The sequence below is a fragment of the Mesorhizobium sp. IMUNJ 23232 genome, from assembly GCF_044326205.1.
GTDB lineage: Bacteria > Pseudomonadota > Alphaproteobacteria > Rhizobiales > Rhizobiaceae > Kumtagia.
Genome location: NZ_JBIRCY010000071.1, coordinates 21,983 through 36,783, shown reverse-complemented (window position 1 = coordinate 36,783; position 14,801 = coordinate 21,983). Strand labels below are relative to the sequence as shown.

The 14,801-nt window shown below is 60.4% G+C and carries 13 protein-coding genes and 2 pseudogenes; 6 read left to right on the top strand and 9 right to left on the bottom strand.

The window, feature by feature from the left end:
• Window positions 1-168 precede the first annotated feature (168 nt).
• The 5 genes and pseudogenes from ACH196_RS32605 to ACH196_RS32585 all read right to left on the bottom strand — a co-directional run.
• A pseudogene (locus ACH196_RS32605) lies at window positions 169-798 on the bottom strand (S1/P1 nuclease); the annotation flags it as partial.
• Window positions 799-827: 29 nt separating this feature from the next.
• Window positions 828-998: pseudogene (locus tag ACH196_RS32600) on the bottom strand (S1/P1 nuclease); the annotation flags it as partial.
• Window positions 999-1,874: 876 nt separating this feature from the next.
• Window positions 1,875-3,749 carry a hypothetical protein gene (locus ACH196_RS32595; RefSeq protein WP_396651003.1) on the bottom strand — a complete coding sequence of 625 codons (1,875 nt, stop codon included), beginning with the start codon at window positions 3,747-3,749 and terminating at the stop codon, window positions 1,875-1,877.
• Window position 3,750: 1 nt separating this feature from the next.
• Complete coding sequence (locus tag ACH196_RS32590) at window positions 3,751-4,233, bottom strand: ABC-three component system middle component 2 (RefSeq protein ID WP_396651002.1); 483 nt, start codon at window positions 4,231-4,233, stop codon at window positions 3,751-3,753.
• On the bottom strand, window positions 4,230-5,234 hold the full coding sequence (locus ACH196_RS32585) for an ABC-three component system protein (protein ID WP_396651001.1): 1,005 nt from the start codon (window positions 5,232-5,234) through the stop codon (window positions 4,230-4,232). The genes ACH196_RS32590 and ACH196_RS32585 overlap by 4 nt, the downstream gene beginning before the upstream one ends.
• A gap of 369 nt (window positions 5,235-5,603) precedes the next feature.
• Between ACH196_RS32585 and ACH196_RS32580 the strand changes: the two genes are divergently transcribed.
• Both ACH196_RS32580 and ACH196_RS32575 read left to right on the top strand, forming a co-directional pair.
• Window positions 5,604-5,990, top strand: coding sequence for a hypothetical protein (locus ACH196_RS32580; protein WP_396651000.1), 387 nt, complete (start codon window positions 5,604-5,606; stop codon window positions 5,988-5,990).
• Window positions 5,987-6,511, top strand: a complete 525-nt coding sequence (locus ACH196_RS32575) for an RES family NAD+ phosphorylase (RefSeq protein WP_396650999.1) — start codon at window positions 5,987-5,989, stop codon at window positions 6,509-6,511. The genes ACH196_RS32580 and ACH196_RS32575 overlap by 4 nt, the downstream gene beginning before the upstream one ends.
• A 34-nt stretch (window positions 6,512-6,545) precedes the next feature.
• Here the strand turns inward: ACH196_RS32575 and ACH196_RS32570 are convergent, their stop codons facing one another.
• Window positions 6,546-7,265, bottom strand: a complete 720-nt coding sequence (locus ACH196_RS32570; RefSeq protein WP_396650998.1) for an SMC-Scp complex subunit ScpB — start codon at window positions 7,263-7,265, stop codon at window positions 6,546-6,548.
• Window positions 7,266-7,270: 5 nt separating this feature from the next.
• Complete coding sequence (locus tag ACH196_RS32565; RefSeq protein ID WP_396650997.1) at window positions 7,271-8,284, bottom strand: DUF1403 family protein; 1,014 nt, start codon at window positions 8,282-8,284, stop codon at window positions 7,271-7,273.
• Between the two features lie 125 nt (window positions 8,285-8,409).
• Here ACH196_RS32565 and ACH196_RS32560 point away from each other — a divergent pair, with 125 nt between their 5' ends.
• Window positions 8,410-9,642, top strand: a complete 1,233-nt coding sequence (locus ACH196_RS32560; protein ID WP_396650996.1) for a site-specific integrase — start codon at window positions 8,410-8,412, stop codon at window positions 9,640-9,642.
• 43 nt (window positions 9,643-9,685) lie between these two features.
• Here ACH196_RS32560 and ACH196_RS32555 read toward each other — a convergent pair whose 3' ends face one another.
• Both ACH196_RS32555 and ACH196_RS32550 read right to left on the bottom strand, forming a co-directional pair.
• On the bottom strand, window positions 9,686-10,375 hold the full coding sequence (locus ACH196_RS32555) for a nucleotidyl transferase AbiEii/AbiGii toxin family protein (protein ID WP_396651007.1): 690 nt from the start codon (window positions 10,373-10,375) through the stop codon (window positions 9,686-9,688).
• Window positions 10,375-10,638, bottom strand: a complete 264-nt coding sequence (locus ACH196_RS32550; protein WP_396650995.1) for a hypothetical protein — start codon at window positions 10,636-10,638, stop codon at window positions 10,375-10,377. Before ACH196_RS32550 ends, ACH196_RS32555 begins: the two co-directional genes overlap by 1 nt.
• A gap of 199 nt (window positions 10,639-10,837) precedes the next feature.
• Between ACH196_RS32550 and ACH196_RS32545 the strand changes: the two genes are divergently transcribed.
• From ACH196_RS32545 to repB, 3 genes are all read left to right on the top strand, one after another.
• Entirely contained in the window at window positions 10,838-11,923 is a 1,086-nt protein-coding gene (locus ACH196_RS32545) for a hypothetical protein (protein ID WP_396651006.1), read from the top strand.
• Between the two features lie 514 nt (window positions 11,924-12,437).
• A complete protein-coding gene (gene repA, locus ACH196_RS32540) occupies window positions 12,438-13,652 on the top strand; it encodes a plasmid partitioning protein RepA (RefSeq protein WP_396650994.1) in 1,215 nt (404 codons plus the stop codon).
• Window positions 13,649-14,662, top strand: a complete 1,014-nt coding sequence (gene repB, locus ACH196_RS32535) for a plasmid partitioning protein RepB (RefSeq protein WP_396650993.1) — start codon at window positions 13,649-13,651, stop codon at window positions 14,660-14,662. Before repA ends, repB begins: the two co-directional genes overlap by 4 nt.
• Window positions 14,663-14,801 lie beyond the last annotated feature (139 nt).

Sequence of the window (14,801 nt, the reverse complement as noted above, 5' to 3'; positions counted from 1 at the left end):
CACATCCCGCAGCGAAGACGCCCAAAGCTCAAGCGTCGCCTCGATCGATGCACCTGTCATCCATGACCTCCGAATCATGGAAACCCATGGATTCAGAAGCCAGCAGAAAGCGCAACTGTAATGCTAGGCTGTTGACCGACCGCGACGCGAACTTGCCCGCGCCTCGCGCTACTTGGGCTGATCGGCCGTGCACTGGTCCGCTTCGAAAGCTTTGTTGAGCAAGCTGGCCAGCCGGAGTCCGCCGCGGCCAAGCTGCTCGTCCAGCACAGGCAGATTCGATCGCCTGTAAGCGTCGTCGAGCACGATATTCGACGGAACGGCTTTGAGTGCTACAACTGAAAGCAGATGGCTTTCGTTGGCCCAGTTGATTGTCGTGCCGGCGGTGACCGCCGATACGTCCGCGGTCTTCAGCCAACCCGATTCAAGCCGCTCCACATAGCTCCCCCAAGACCAGGTGGTCTTGTCGATGAGGCCTGCGTCCCAAGCGGAGTGCAGGTTGGAATTGTAGGGCAGATTACCGTTGACGGCTTCCTGGGTAACGAGCGTCACGACGATCCCATTGCCTCCTCCCTGGTCATCGATGGTGTGGAGAGGCTGATGCAGGTCGCCAACGAGATGCACGAGAAATTTGAGAGCACGCTGGCGCGACTCAAGTAGTTGCGTCGGGCACGCAACGGCCGCGAGCTGCCGCTCAATCGCGGCGATGAGACAATCGCCAAAGGCCGGATCAAGGACACAATCTCGGGAAGCCTCGTACGCCACGGCAGTGCCGGGAATGCTGACAAAGTGCCATCGGGTGGTGGTTTGTCCCGAACGCGCTCATCATCTGCCCAGCTGGCGATCGACGCGAGCGACGCTCCGGGCCCCAGCAATTCCGTCACGCCTTTCGAGGCTTCCGCATCCAGCCGTCTCTGGGCGATTTCAGCGACGATGGAGTGCCCCGATGTACCCCAGGCATCGGCAGCACCCGTAGCGGACAAGACGATGGAAAACGCCACTCCGATACGATGTAGCAAAGCCGCCTCCCTCAACGATCAACCGGGCGGCCAATACTTCATGGGAAAGGCGCAACAATCAAGGTCAGATAAAATAAGTCGCGTGGTATTCTAGATTTGCTTGCCCGCCACCAGCGTCCGACGTCCGATCGGGCAGGCGGGGACAGCCTGCCCGGCTGCCCGATTGGAAGCCGCGTCTAGAGGTCTTTGCACTTCTTCCTTGGGCTGCGACAGCCGCCTTGTCGAAGTTGTTGACACTCACCGAAAACTCGGCGGCTCCAACAGCGATCTGATCGTTGTCGATCTTCGACTCGAATACACCGGCCTCCAACAGAAAGTACTGATAGACCGCAAGCGCGTCCGTGCTACGGCGCCGACCATGTTGTTGAGATTGAGCGCACCTGCGCCCTTCTGCTCATTGAGCACCGCAGCGAGCAAGGCCATATCATTCTTGACAGCAACCTCTTCGCTCACGCCCGTAGGCTTGGTGTCGCGATAGCACTTACACTGCGACCAACGCACGCAGACCAGATTGGCGGCGGCGAAGATCATGGCTTTGGCCACGCCGCGGGCAATCGAGCCGGCTATGGGGCCGAGGCTGTGTGAAAACGCTTCTCACGCCTAAGATCGTAAAATTCTGTTCTCAAAATCTGTTTCTGGCAGCTCCGGATTAGATCGATGTTCTAAGTCTAGGCTCCGTCAGGAACCACATTCTCATACGGAAGGTCCAGGCTGAGTTTTCACACAGCCTCGGGCCGTGAGCTGACCATCCGCTCCAGAGGCCCACGAGGCAGAAGCAGCAATTCAGCTTTGCCGATTGCTTGTCTCCGCAATTACGGGGACACGCTGGCAGAAGAGCGATACGTGCGTCTAACCGGATCAGAACAGTCCGCGCCTGCCAGCGTTGCCGTGCTCGCCTGCGAAGACATGCTCAAGCACACCGTCCGGAAGCGGGAACGGCGGGTCCTGGTTTTCGATGATTACGAACTGGGCGTCGGAGCGTGCGATCAGATAATTGTAGAAGTGCACATTTAGACCTGCGGCGGCCACAGTAGCTTCGTCCGCGCTGAGTTCCTTGTGCTTCGACTTCAGTGGGTCGCGATAGCTGAGAAGCGGGCTATCGAGGACAACAATACCGGGATGCGGCAACTCGCGTTTCCGGCAAACATCCATGACCGCGATCTTGAAAGCCGCGTTCAGCAGTGCTCTTACACCCTTACCGTTGGCGTTCCGCTGCTTCCCGTTCAGCAGAATGTCATGCGTCGGTTCGTGGAAGGTGATGCGAGGATTCCCCGGATATTGCCACCTCCTAAAGATGCCTTCGACCGCCGCCGCGAGTTCATCCCCAACGACAGTACCCACACCGACCGCGACGCTCCCTTTGGCAACTCCTTTCGGCTTAAACTTCGCCAGCTCCGCCTGGCGGACCCGAAGTCCTCTGATACGTCTCTCGACGGACATAGCGTCATGGAGCTTCTTTCGCGCCGCATCGATCGCCTCGTACTGTTCGCGCGCGTTGACGGCGGCTTCTCGTGCGGCCCCAATCTCCTCGTCCTTCGTTTCGATTTCACCGGAGAGAGAAGCGATCCGCCTCTGCAACCCGACCGCTTCGGCCTGTAGCGACGTGATTGCCTTCGTCAGGCCGGCGCTTTCGGCACGGACTTTGCGCAATTCTGCGGAAACCGCCTTCTGGGAGGTTTCTACCGCCTCGAACCCATGCTCCAAATGCTGATGTTCGGGATCAGCTCCACATAGGACGCATGGGCGCTTCGCTCCGGCCATGAGTGCCGCGGCCCCCTCCTCCAGCATTATCAGCCTGCGGATATCGCTGGCGAAGCTCGTTGCAAGCAGTTCGAACCGTTCGACGGTCAGGACCGCCTCGTCCGCCCTTTCCGTCAGTTCATCGCGCTCTGACACCAACCGTCGGCGCTCCATGGATAGCGCGTCAAGAGCAGAATGGCCCGCGGCCAAGTTCGACCTGAAGGCTTCCAAGGTGGTATCCAGACGCTCGGCCTGTTCGTCGAGCTTCAAGGTCGTCAAATCCTCGACGTCGGGATACATGGCGGCGAGTTCTACAACCGCCGTGTTCAGCATTTCCTCGACGATCTCGATGCGGCCAGCGTTCGTCTGTCTCTGCTGCTTGGTATCGGGAACCTTCACCATCGACTTGTCGTCGACGCCTGTGAGAATGAACTTCAAGACGTTCTTGTTGAACGTGTCGCTGGCCTGGCGGTCGACGACAATCGGGCTTTCCTCCGCGATCATCGGGGTCTCTTCCGTGAACAGGTAGCTGGCGAAATGCCGGATCGTGAACGTCGACTTTTCTCCGGTTTGAGTCCTGGCGACTTCCGTGTCACCGACGCCGAGTTCTCCAAGCAGGAACGTCGAGAGGCTCTCCTTCTTGGTGGTGTGATTTTCGGCCAGAGTGCGGTCGCTTTTCCGACCGAGTGCCTGCTCGAACCCGCCCGCGAAAAGGTCGTAACCGCCTTTCGACATCGAACGCGCGAGAGTGATCCGCCCGCTCTTCGGCAAATCCATTTCCAGCCAGCACCTGTCGTATCCGACTGCCTCAGTCAGAGCCGGCAGGGCGGACCCGCCTCCGAACATGTAATCCAGTGCCTTGACGGAAAAGGATTTGCCAGCCTGGGAGCCGCCCCAAACTACCGTCAGTCCTGCGGCAAATTCGAGGTCTACGGTCTGTCTATCCGGAGCGGTGAAGGCGAGGCGCCGCAGGATGAACCGAGGCGGTGACATGTCAGGCGCCCGGGGAGGTGCCATGCCCAAAACTTTCGGTCCATTCCCCGATGTGACCGACGACCATGGACTTGAACCCGGCCTTTGACAGCTCCCGCACCTGTCCCGCCAGCCAGCCGGCGCAGGCCTTCAGATCCTCGGAATAAGGGGATTCGAGTAGTTCGACATACGAAGCGGCCTCCTCGGAAGCTCGCCATGCAAATCCCTCATCGTCGGCGACCTTCTCCAACAGGTGACATCTGCGCATAAGGTCGAGTCCTGCCTCCACGATCCCGCGTCGAACGAGTAGCTCCCCCTTGCGGCCGCTGACCGCGGCGTGAAGTGACATCGGCCCGCCGACGTCGGAGGCGTGGACGACGACGTGGTCGTAAAGGACGACCTCGCTCAGGTCGGCAGTGATCGGCCGCAGATGCTCGAGAACAACAACGGCACGGATCCCCGCCTCGAGCGGCGTATGATACAGGTCCGATATGCTTTCGCTCATGGGCTCCACCTGATCCTGCCGTCCGAAACAAGGTGATGGCACGTGCCTTGCTTCACGGGAGGTCGGGCCATGGTGCCCAAGATTCCCGCAGGTGCCGCCCCCGTATGTTTCATCACCGCGTCGATCCTGGCCAAGGGCGACGGGTGCGCCTCGTTATAGACATCGATCAGTAAATGGTAGATGTCGTTCTTGAATATCTCGACCGATCTGGCTGCCGTGTTGTCGCGGTGGAAGTCGCGGAACGCGCATGCCTGATAGTAGCGCTGCCGCTGGACCCTAAGGTGCTCCCCGAATCTGGAGTCGGCGAAGACGTCGTCCAGCGTCGCGAAATTCGATCCGGCCGATCCCGCATAAACATCCCGAAGCTGCGTTATGTACGTCAGCTCCCCGTCGCTGACTTCGTCGGGCGTCTCGCCTTCGGGCGCTTCGCCGGGCGGCAAGTCCAACACTTGGACAAGCGCCGGAAGCGCGGCGGGATCCTTGACCAGTTTCGGCGCCGTGAGGCACTCGACCCGCGAGAAGTCGTAGCCCTCGACAGACCCCCGGATTTCGGGCGTGAGTTCGACAGGATTCCGGGCGGTTATCTTCGTGCGGCAATGCTTGTCCCAAGTCTCCAGCAGCACCTTTCCTATTCGGGAGGGATTCTGAAGCAGCGTGGTCAACGAGCCGTCGATGCCTCGCGGTGAAACGAAGACGTACCGTCGCGGCAGCGTCGCATAGGCGCCAGCCGCATGGTGGTGGAAGACCTTGCCCAACTCCGTCATGGCCTCGCCGATACGGAGTTTCGAGCCACGTGTCTTCCGTTTGCACTGGTAAAGGTCCCACTCGCCTTCGTGACGGTCGCGCGAGAGGAATCCTATAACGTCCCGGCCCTTATCATTGGCCGCACCAATGCGATCGACCTCGGCGTAGTCTTTACATTTCCGTTCGGCGTATATCTCGACAAATTCTTCGAGTTCGTCCTCCTCGAGTTCGACGATACGCGTTGCTGGCTTCGTCACGTCCGCCCCTGAATCGCTCCCTTGTCCAGAGTATCGCATCGGCGCGCCGCGTCGACAACGCCTCATCCCGGAGTCGATGTGGTGGAGATTGTTGCACCTCGTCGACGATGTTATTCGCGCGATGTCATATTGCGTGTTCTTTACAGCTAGTGAGATAGCCGCTTCCCGAACCGTCATGGACAGTTCAGCGCTTGAGCGGGTCGGCAGCGTTTAAGTCATCGCCATAATTACCGGAACGGCTGAAATGATGGCGCATCGCTGCCAGCGTGAGCGTGTGATCGAGGACGCGGTGGGGGCATAGGCGTCATGTTCACTTGCTATGCGGAAAAATGTGCATATATTGGGCGCTTGAGGTATTGGAGTTTTGCCATGACCCAAGCACAGGTCGCACATTCCACGGCCATTTCAGGCTTTGTTGATAGCCTACAGGAGCCGCGCACGCCCTACATTTCGCCCAAGCGCCTGTCGCAGGCCTTGGGCGTGAAGGTCGCTAATCTTGCGCAACTGACCGGTGTTCATCGCAACACGCTACGAAACCCTGCATCCGAACGGCTGCAAGGTCGGATGCGCGAGATGGTGAAAGTGATCTCGGCTGCCACGGAGCTAACTGGCGACGTCGACAAGGCGATCTATTGGTACCGCAACGAGCCGATCACCGACTATGGGCATCGCACTGCGGCCGAGCTCGTCGCAGACGGTCAGGTCGAAGCAGTCCTGGCCTTCATTAGGGATCTCGAGAACGGGGCGCGCGGGTGAAGACCACCCTCGTTGGTCCGGACGAGATTTTCCATCGCTATCTGACACCCAAATGGGCTTTCCTGCCCACCAGCGGCGCGGGAGCTGCGGTTGACGGTGGTCGTTTCAATCGGCCAGGTATCGAAGCGCTTTATCTTTCCCTGTCGGCCCAGACGGCGCTCGAAGAGTACAGACAAGGCGCCAGCATCGTTCCGCCCGCCACTCTTGCCGCTTACAAGGTCACACTCGCCGAAGTGGCCGACCTTTCGCAGGGATTCGACCCTGACATCTGGGATCACGCCTGGAAGGAGTGGGACCGCGCCTGGCGCCAGATTGCTCGCATCGACAAAAGAATTCCACCGTCATGGAAGCTGGCGGATCTGGTCATTACGGCAGGGATTCGGGGCATCCTGTTCCCCTCACTGCGTCACGCCGGCGGAACAAATCTCGTGGTCTTCCCGGCCAATCTTGTCGACGGCGACAAGGTCGCGGTCCATGATCCCGATCACCGGCTGCCGCAGAACCAATCGTCATGGCCGTGAGTTCGTGACCGTCGCTGAGCGCGCAACGATCTGCTCAAGGCAGCAGGGCCTCGACGACATCGGCCTCTGGTTCTTCCTCGTCGATAGCCTCTTCGCTGCCGACCAGTCCTAGAGGAATGTCGCCGGCCAGCAGCTTTTCTTTCGACAGCAGGCCGGCATCCTCCAGCGCCTCAAAATCCGGCAAGTCGCGCAACGTGTCGAGCCCAAACTCCAGCAGGAACTCTTTGGTCGTCACATAGGTGTAGGGTGCGCCCGGCGTCGGGCTGCGCGGGCCCGAAGCGATCAGCTTGGCGCCGCGCAGGTGGCCGATCAGGTCGCGCGAAACTTCCTTGCCGAAGAACGATGACAGTTCTCCACGCGTGATCGGCTGGAAATACGCAATGCACATCAGCACCAGCACGTCCGACTGCGTCAGGTTGGTTTTTGTCTCACCGCCGCCGACCGCCGCACGAATGGCATCGGCATAGGCGGGCCGCGTCAGGTGCTTCCAGCCGCCGGCGACGCTGACCAGATCATAAGGCCGGCCACGCAGTTCTTCGCGGATGTCATCGATGAGAAGGTCGATGCTGCAGCTCTTGCCGACGATCTTGGCCAGCGCTTCGCGCCCGACCGGTTCGCTCGCAGCGAAGATGGTCGCCTCGACGCGGTTCATCCACTCGCGCCAGCGTGCTTCCGGCGGCAGGTGATCCAGCTGGCGATCGAACAGGGCATCTTCGTCCGCCCTGCCCCGTCGTTTGCGCGCAGCCTCCGCCATCGTCTTTACAGCCCGTAGATGCGGAAGGTTGGTCGGCCGGAAAGCTCGCGGACGGCGCCGAGCTCGACCAGCCGATCGAACAGGCGGCGCAGGCCGCGGTCGCTCATGCCGGCGATTTTTTCGGAGGCGACGATCGCGTCATCCGACAAGAGCTTTTCGATGACAATATCCGCCGCCTTGGCCCTCAGCCTTGGCGCCACCGTGAGCAGCCGATCTGCCTTGCGCCCGAGCTCGGCGGACAGGTCGACGGCTCGGAGCGCGGCGCGCGCGTGCGCGGCCAGCAGGCTCTTCGCCTGCTCAGCTCCTACTTCTATTCCGGTTGTTGCAATGGGAAGATCTGCCCGACGTGAACGACCCGACCCCCTCGCATTGACCTCCACACCGAGCAGCGGCACAGCGCGCAGCCAGCCCAGGCGCTGTGCGACAAGAGCGTCGGCAAGCCAGGCGCCGAAGGCGCGCCCAAAACGTTGGCCCTCGGCCGCAATGAAGGCGCCAACCACCATGTCGACCACCCCGCCTGCTGCGAGCCCGCGGAGCTCGTTCGTCAGGTTGCCGAGCGCCTCGTCGTCGGGTGCGTGACCAAATTCCGCCAGAGCCGCGCCAAGCGCTGGTCTCGTCAGCAGATCCTCCGTGTGTGGCGCGGCGAGCCGGCGCCACCCCAGCAGCATCCTGCCGGCCGGCCCGACGTCATCGCCCGGCCGCGTAAGCAAAACAGCGTCGCGCAATGCTGCTTCGTCCTCGACGCGGCCGACCTGTCTTGCTGTCACCGCGGCGGCATTAAGCGCCAGCCGCTGCCGCCAGGCGCCGGCCCATCGCTCCTGCCGGCGGACGACCGCATCGAGCGCGCTGAGGGCGGCGCCGGCGGCGATAGCGATGTCCTCCAGCCTTTGCGAGCCAAGGCTTTGCGTGTCCGGAACGGCACGGCGCAGCCAGCCAGGCAACGCAATTGCCGGCGTAGCCACGGCGGCTCCGAGCGTTGGCGCTTGCTGGCGCGACAGTGATTTCGGACGCTGAATCATCGCAAACAGCATGAATCATGGCGGCGCTTTGCACAAGCGTTAAAGCCACAAACCGCCGCACCTGTCGTCGAGCGACAATGAACGATAATGTTGCCTTATCGTTCGTTTTGCTCTTTAGATAGGAAATGGCCGAAAACGTCGATCAAAACCTCGAAAATCGTACTCCGCACGGCTCCGCTCGATCGCAGGAAACGCCCTCAGGCGTCGACCGAACCGCGCCGGCGGCTTCGGCCGAGAACGACGCGCCGGTCGCCAACGATATGCCCGACATCATCGACGTCGTCCTGGAGATGGGCCGCGCGCCGGTCGAGCCGGCGGCGGAAACCCAGGCGCCCTCCCCTCCCCTTCCGACCGTCGCGACTTCGCGCCTGCCCGCGCATCTCGACGCTCTCGCCGATCGGGCGCGCGGCTATGTCGAGGCGGCGAGCTCCTCCAATACGCGGCGCGCCTATCAATCGGACTGGCAGCACTTTTCCAGTTGGTGTCGCCGGCAGGGCGTCGAGATGTTTCCGCCGGATCCACAGATCGTCGGCCTCTACATCACCGCCTGCGCCTCGGGAAAGGCGACCGGGGACAAAAAGCCCAACGCCGTGTCGACCATAGAGCGACGGCTCTCCTCTTTGACATGGAACTATGCGCAGCGCGGCCAGCCGCTCGACAGGAAGGACCGCCACATCGCCACCGTTATGGCCGGCATACGCAATAAGCACGCCGCCCCGCCCCGCCAGAAAGAGGCGGTCTTGCCCGAGGACTTGATCGCCATGCTGGAAACGCTCGACCGCGGTACGCTCCGCGGCCTGCGCGACCGCGCCATGCTGCTGCTGGGCTTTGCCGGCGGCCTGCGCCGCTCCGAGGTCGTCGGTCTCGACGTCGGCCGAGACCAGACTGAAGATTCTTCCGGTTGGGTCGAAATCCTCGACAAAGGCATGTTGCTGACGCTGCGCGGCAAGACCGGCTGGCGCGAAGTCGAAGTCGGGCGCGGCTCGTCCGACGGCACCTGCCCTGTTGTGGCGCTCCAGACCTGGCTGAAATTCGCCCGCGTTGCCCATGGTCCGCTGTTTCGCCGGGTGACCGGGCAAGGCAAGGCGGTCGGCGCCAATCGGCTCAACGACCAGGAGGTCGCGCGCCTTGTTAAGCGGACCGCACTCGCCGCCGGCATCCGCGGCGATCTGCCCGAGGGCCAGCGCGGAAAGCTGTTCGCCGGGCACTCGCTGCGGTCTGGCCTCGCCTCCTCAGCCGAAGTCGACGAAAGGTATGTTCAGAAGCAGCTTGGACACGCGAGCGCCGAGATGACGCGAAAGTACCAGCGCCGACGCGACCGGTTCCGGGTCAATCTCACCAAGGCATCAGGGCTCTGAGAAGCCCCCTCCCCTCCCCCGCTCGATCCTCGGGGTACGACGGTTAGGTCTTAGGGGGCGACAACACCTCATCGAGCACCGCCAGCGCTGTGTCCAGACTATCGGCCGTAGCCGCCTCATAGTCGGGCATGATCATCAGCTGCGCTATGGCGCGGTCGACAAATTCCGGGTTTAGTTTCTCCAACCGCTCCTTCGTCCGGGAAACCTGCTCGGGAAACGCTCTCAGAGCTTCGACCAGAAGCTCCAATTGGGTACGTGCTGCAGCAGCGATATCGAAAATGTCGCGCGGCTTGGCTTCCGCTCCCCTGTAGTAGACCTTCTTGGCGATGATTTCTTGAATAGTCTCGAGCTGGACGGCCCTGCCCTCGACGTTTCGTTTCTGGAAGGGCATACGCGTAAGCGGCCCGGCTACGATGAAGTCGATCTCGCCGATATTCTCGAATACGAACTTTTGGAACCGGAGCCCGTCGCCCTGATAGTCCGATGGGGCCACATCGAACCGCAAGCGGCTTCGGGACGGATCGATGAACCCAAGCAGTTGAGGATCATCCAGGAAGATATCGATGTCATGGCTTTCGCGATGACCGATCTGAATCATCATTGCCGTACCGCCGCCAAACGACCATTCGAAGTCGTGGCCGCCAGTATTCTCTCGCAGCTGGCCAATCAGGTCGACGGCAATGCGAAAAAGCCGCCGCCACTCGGAAGGGCGCCGACCATCCTGTCCGACCATCACGCAGCGAGCGGATAGCTCTCGCCGGACCACGCAGAGAACGCAGCGGCAAATGCCTGCAGGTCGGGGACTGGGATATGATGGACAGCAGCAAACTCGACCTGCAGCAACGGAGAAACCTCCCCGAGAAAGGTGCTGACATGGCCAGGGTGCTGTTTGGCCAAGTCGAGATCGCCAAGGCAATGCGCCAGCATCGCGGCGTCAAGCTGCATGCTGTAGGGCGCGTTCACGGTCGTCAGGACGGAAGCCAGATGCTTGTTCATAGTCGCTGTAACGTAATCTTTTCGAGCTCGTGACACAAGTTCCGGCCGCCGTCGCCGTCGAGAAGACAGATAACATTCCTATCGGCAATGTACCTGTGATCAATGGCGATTGATATCGCGCAGCAAGTTCGCCAGAATCGTGATGATCGCCACCGGTACCATGCCGAATTGCCCTTTCCTCGGACGAGAACCACCGAACATGTCCGATACCCCGATCCGCCTCCCCGACGCTGTCACGGTGGAAGCCGTCCTCGCCGGTCTGGACCCAGCCTCGGCCGACCAAGATCTCGCCCCTGCCCTTTCGGACGCATTCCCCGGCTTCGCGTTCTCAACGGCGGCGGTTGACGACTTCTACTGGCGCGATGCCCGAACGGTTTTGGCGGCTAGCGGCGCACGGCTCGGCGATCATCGTGCATGGGTCGAACGCGAACTTGCGGCCCATGACCGTGATCTGGCCGCCTTTTGGAACCGATATCGCGACAGTGGTCTTTGTTTTACCGAATGGCGCGGCACCGCGGCGTTCGGTTTCGCCTCGACCGGACCAGGTGTTGCCGACTTCGTCCAGCTCTCGTTCGGTCGCGAGATCGAGGTGTTGGCCGGGCCAGTCGTCGATCCCAGCTATCGCCCCTTGAGCGCCGACGATCTTCTCGAGCTGTCCTGGGTCCAGCGCGAGCCGGTGACGGATGCGCCGGTGCTCGCTGGGCCGGTTTTCCGGCTGCAGCGTCGCAGCGGACTTATCCATATGCGTAGTTTTCTGGCCAGCCGGCAACGCCTGGAACGCGAGGAGCGCGAAGCCCGGCGTCCGGAACTGGAGGCCCGAGCCACCCAGGAGGTAGCGCGCGATTATGTAAAGGAGACACCGTTCCTGAAACTCAATCCGGAATGGTTCGATTTTGTCCCGCGCGAGGTCCGAATGTTCCAGGACTGGCAGCGGTCCAGCGCTTCCGCGCAGCGGATTTTCGAGCACTGGGCCTTCGACATCAAGGACTATCAGGAACAGGGCCAGCGCAAGCTCAGCTTCATCCCGCGCCCGCTCAAAATGCCTGCTGAAAGGTTGGTCGGCGAAGAGAGTGGTTCCATCCACCGCCTGATGGAGCGCATCGAGGCGGTCGACGCCGAGGCCGGCCTGTCCTTCGCTTGGTTCTTCCTTATGACGCACGGCCACTGGGTCGATCCGGATATCGGACATGCAATCGCCGACGGCCTTCGCGCGGGGCGCGTGCGGCTGCTCGACCGCGACGCGCGGGTCCTGCTCGACTGGACGGACAACCGGTACATCTTTTGAAACTGCGACCGACGCTTGGCCGCCCAGCGGGCTCGATCCGCTATTGTTCCTCAATCCCTGACAGCACCCCGTGAGAATCCGCTCCCCAGGACCATGCGGTAATGGCAGAGCGATCAGCAACTGAGCCGCGCGCCTACAGTTGCGCTGAACTGCAATAGAGATCGCCGTAGTTCTTATGATGCGGCCCAACCCAATGTCCGTATCCTCCGCCTGAATCATTAGTCAGTGCCTGCGGCCAAATCAAAGATGGCTTCTGTGACAGGGTGAAAGTGGGCAAGTGCACGCTGGCGATGCGGCGTACCAGCCGGTTGGCGCGAACTCAAAATCGACCGTCCACTGCGATCGAATTTCCAGCATCGGTGTTCTCAGCTGAGAACTTGGATTACGCTACCCCGGCTAGACACAATACGCGCCATCAGCGTTAACTCCTCGTTAACCCTTAATTCATTGACGCACCCTGAGACTCACGGCATCTTACGCTCAAATTCAGAAAAGACCGTATCGAGCGTTTTTCATGCCTGAGAGCATCACTGTAGAAGCCCCCCGCGATTCTGCTCCGAAATCGCTCACGCGACTGATCGAGGGCGACGCAGATATCCTAAGTGCCCAGCTACAGCAACTGCGCGCACGGGCCTTCCCGCCGTCGGCCGAGAAAGAACTGCGAAAGTTCATGGCCGGCGAGGCTGCTAAACTAATCGGCATCAGCGATGCCTATTTGCGAACGCTCGTCCTCGACGGCGTTATCCCTGAGGCCGAGAAGAACGCAGCAGGCCGTAGGCTCTACTCGCTCAAGCAAATTCACGACATCCGCGATCATCTAGGGAAGAACAAGAAGGGATATGTCCACAGGCGCGCGGATGGTGATAAGTTGCAGGTGCTCGCAGTAACGAACTTCAAGGGCGGATCTGGGAAGACCACGACGAGTGCACACCTAGCGCAGTTTTTCGCGCTTCGAGGGTATAGGGTCTTGGCTGTTGATCTCGACCCCCAGGCATCGTTGTCTGCACTATTCGGGATCCAGCCAGAATTCGATTTGGAGGCTAACGAAACAATTTATGGGGCGATCCGCTACGACGAGCAGCAGCGACCGCTCCGGGACCTTGTACGCAAGACCTACTTCACCGGTCTCGATATCGTTCCAGGCAATCTCGAGCTTCAAGAATTTGAGCACGAGACCCCGCGCGCTTTGACGGAGAAGTCGCGCGCTGCGGACAAAATGTTCTTCACGCGAGTAGCTACTTCACTTAACTCGGTCCAGGGCGAATACGACGTTGTAGTTCTCGATTGCCCGCCGTCCCTAGGCTATCTGACACTGTCAGCCCTCTGCGCGGCCACCTCGGTACTGGTGACTATCCATCCGCAGATGTTGGATGTGGCATCCATGTCGCAGTTCCTGCACATGACGGCGGGATTGTTCGACGTGGTCGAAAGGGCAGGGGGCAATGCAGGCTATGACTTCTTTCGCTATGTCCTGACACGGTACGAGCCTAACGACGGTTCGCAGTCGCAAATTGCAGGATTGCTCAAGGGCCTGTTCGGAGATCGAGTTTTGACCAACGCGATGGTCAAATCTGCAGCCATTTCAGATGCGGGGATCACGAAGCAGACGCTCTATGAAGTGGGCCGCGAGAACTTCCATCGCCAAACCTACGACCGCGCCATCGAGGCACTGGATGCTCTCAACAGTGAAATCGAAGCGTTGGTGTCACAGACGTGGGGACGCAAATGATAAAGAGACGCGATGCCCTCAGGGAGTACCTGACGCCAATCACCTCTGAGTTCTCATCTGAGAACTCGCCACCTAGGCCTCGACCACAAGTTTCCTCTGGAGCCCTCCAGAGCATGAACGAAGCGATATCTGGCTTCACGCAGGAAGCCAATGAATTGCGCAAAGCGATGGCCCGCGGCGAAACAATCGTCGAAATCGATCCAAAAGACATCGATTCATCTTTCGTGAAGGATCGTCTTGACGATTTCTCAGGTGAAGACTTCGACGCCCTCGTCCAAAGCATTCGCGAAAATGGGCAGATCCTGCCTGTTCTAGTCCGCCCTCACCCCGAGAAAAGCGGCCGCTATCAACTTGCATTTGGGCATCGTCGGGTCGCCGCTCTTCGTCATCTTGGCGGGAAGGTCAAGGCTTTCGTACGAGAGTTGACGGACGATGAACTGGTAATTGCACAGGGCAATGAGAACCTAGAACGAAAGGATCTTAGCTTTATCGAGAAGGCTCTATTTGCGTTTCGCCTCGAAGAGCTAGGGATGTCGCGCGCCGTCATTATGTCCACTTTCGGGACCAGCTCGAAAGGCGTGCTATCAGAAATGATTGCACTCGCACGAAAACTGCCAGTAGAACTGATCGAGGCTATCGGTTCAGCTCCTGGTGTCGGGCGGCCCCGGTGGGACGCCCTCGCAGCGCAGCTTGCAACAGCCGGTGACGTAGCTTGGAAGCAAGCTGTCGCAACAGCAAACTTCAATAAGCTGACGAGCCCAGAGCGGTTTGAAGCCATCCTCGAGGTACTGAGGGACCCAGGCTCGCGGGGTTCAAAGCCAACCCGTGATCCCGCGTACTGGGCCCCTAAGGACAAGTTAGTTAGCGTCACGGTGAAGGCGACCGCGAAGAAGGCGGTTGTGACCTACGAAGCCAAAGACGGCCCGAGCTTCGCAACATACATCGCACAGCAACTGGATGACCTCTACGAGGCGTTCCGGAAGTCGGAAAAAACATCAACAGGAGTTTGAAAACCGCAAAAGAAAAAGGCCCCCGAACGTCACCGCTGCGGAAGCCCTTCTCAGATCTAGACAATCAGAGAATCACATTTCCGCGAATCACTGTCAAGAGTCTCGGCGTCGATTTGGCGAGCAGATTTCTTTTGCCTGA

Bases quoted from the DNA above. Each gene is read 5' to 3' on its own strand.
- ACH196_RS32550 (WP_396650995.1), bottom strand. From the start codon at position 10,638: ATGAACAAGCATCTGGCTTCCGTCCTGACGACCGTGAACGCGCCCTAC.
- repA (WP_396650994.1), top strand. From the start codon at position 12,438: ATGCCTGAGAGCATCACTGTAGAAGCCCCCCGCGATTCTGCTCCGAAA.
- ACH196_RS32565 (WP_396650997.1), bottom strand. From the start codon at position 8,284: ATGATTCAGCGTCCGAAATCACTGTCGCGCCAGCAAGCGCCAACGCTC.
- repB (WP_396650993.1), top strand. From the start codon at position 13,649: ATGATAAAGAGACGCGATGCCCTCAGGGAGTACCTGACGCCAATCACC.
- ACH196_RS32595 (WP_396651003.1), bottom strand. From the start codon at position 3,749: ATGTCACCGCCTCGGTTCATCCTGCGGCGCCTCGCCTTCACCGCTCCG.
- ACH196_RS32580 (WP_396651000.1), top strand. From the start codon at position 5,604: ATGACCCAAGCACAGGTCGCACATTCCACGGCCATTTCAGGCTTTGTT.
- ACH196_RS32545 (WP_396651006.1), top strand. From the start codon at position 10,838: ATGTCCGATACCCCGATCCGCCTCCCCGACGCTGTCACGGTGGAAGCC.
- ACH196_RS32570 (WP_396650998.1), bottom strand. From the start codon at position 7,265: ATGGCGGAGGCTGCGCGCAAACGACGGGGCAGGGCGGACGAAGATGCC.
- ACH196_RS32560 (WP_396650996.1), top strand. From the start codon at position 8,410: ATGGCCGAAAACGTCGATCAAAACCTCGAAAATCGTACTCCGCACGGC.
- ACH196_RS32555 (WP_396651007.1), bottom strand. From the start codon at position 10,375: ATGGTCGGACAGGATGGTCGGCGCCCTTCCGAGTGGCGGCGGCTTTTT.
- ACH196_RS32590 (WP_396651002.1), bottom strand. From the start codon at position 4,233: ATGAGCGAAAGCATATCGGACCTGTATCATACGCCGCTCGAGGCGGGG.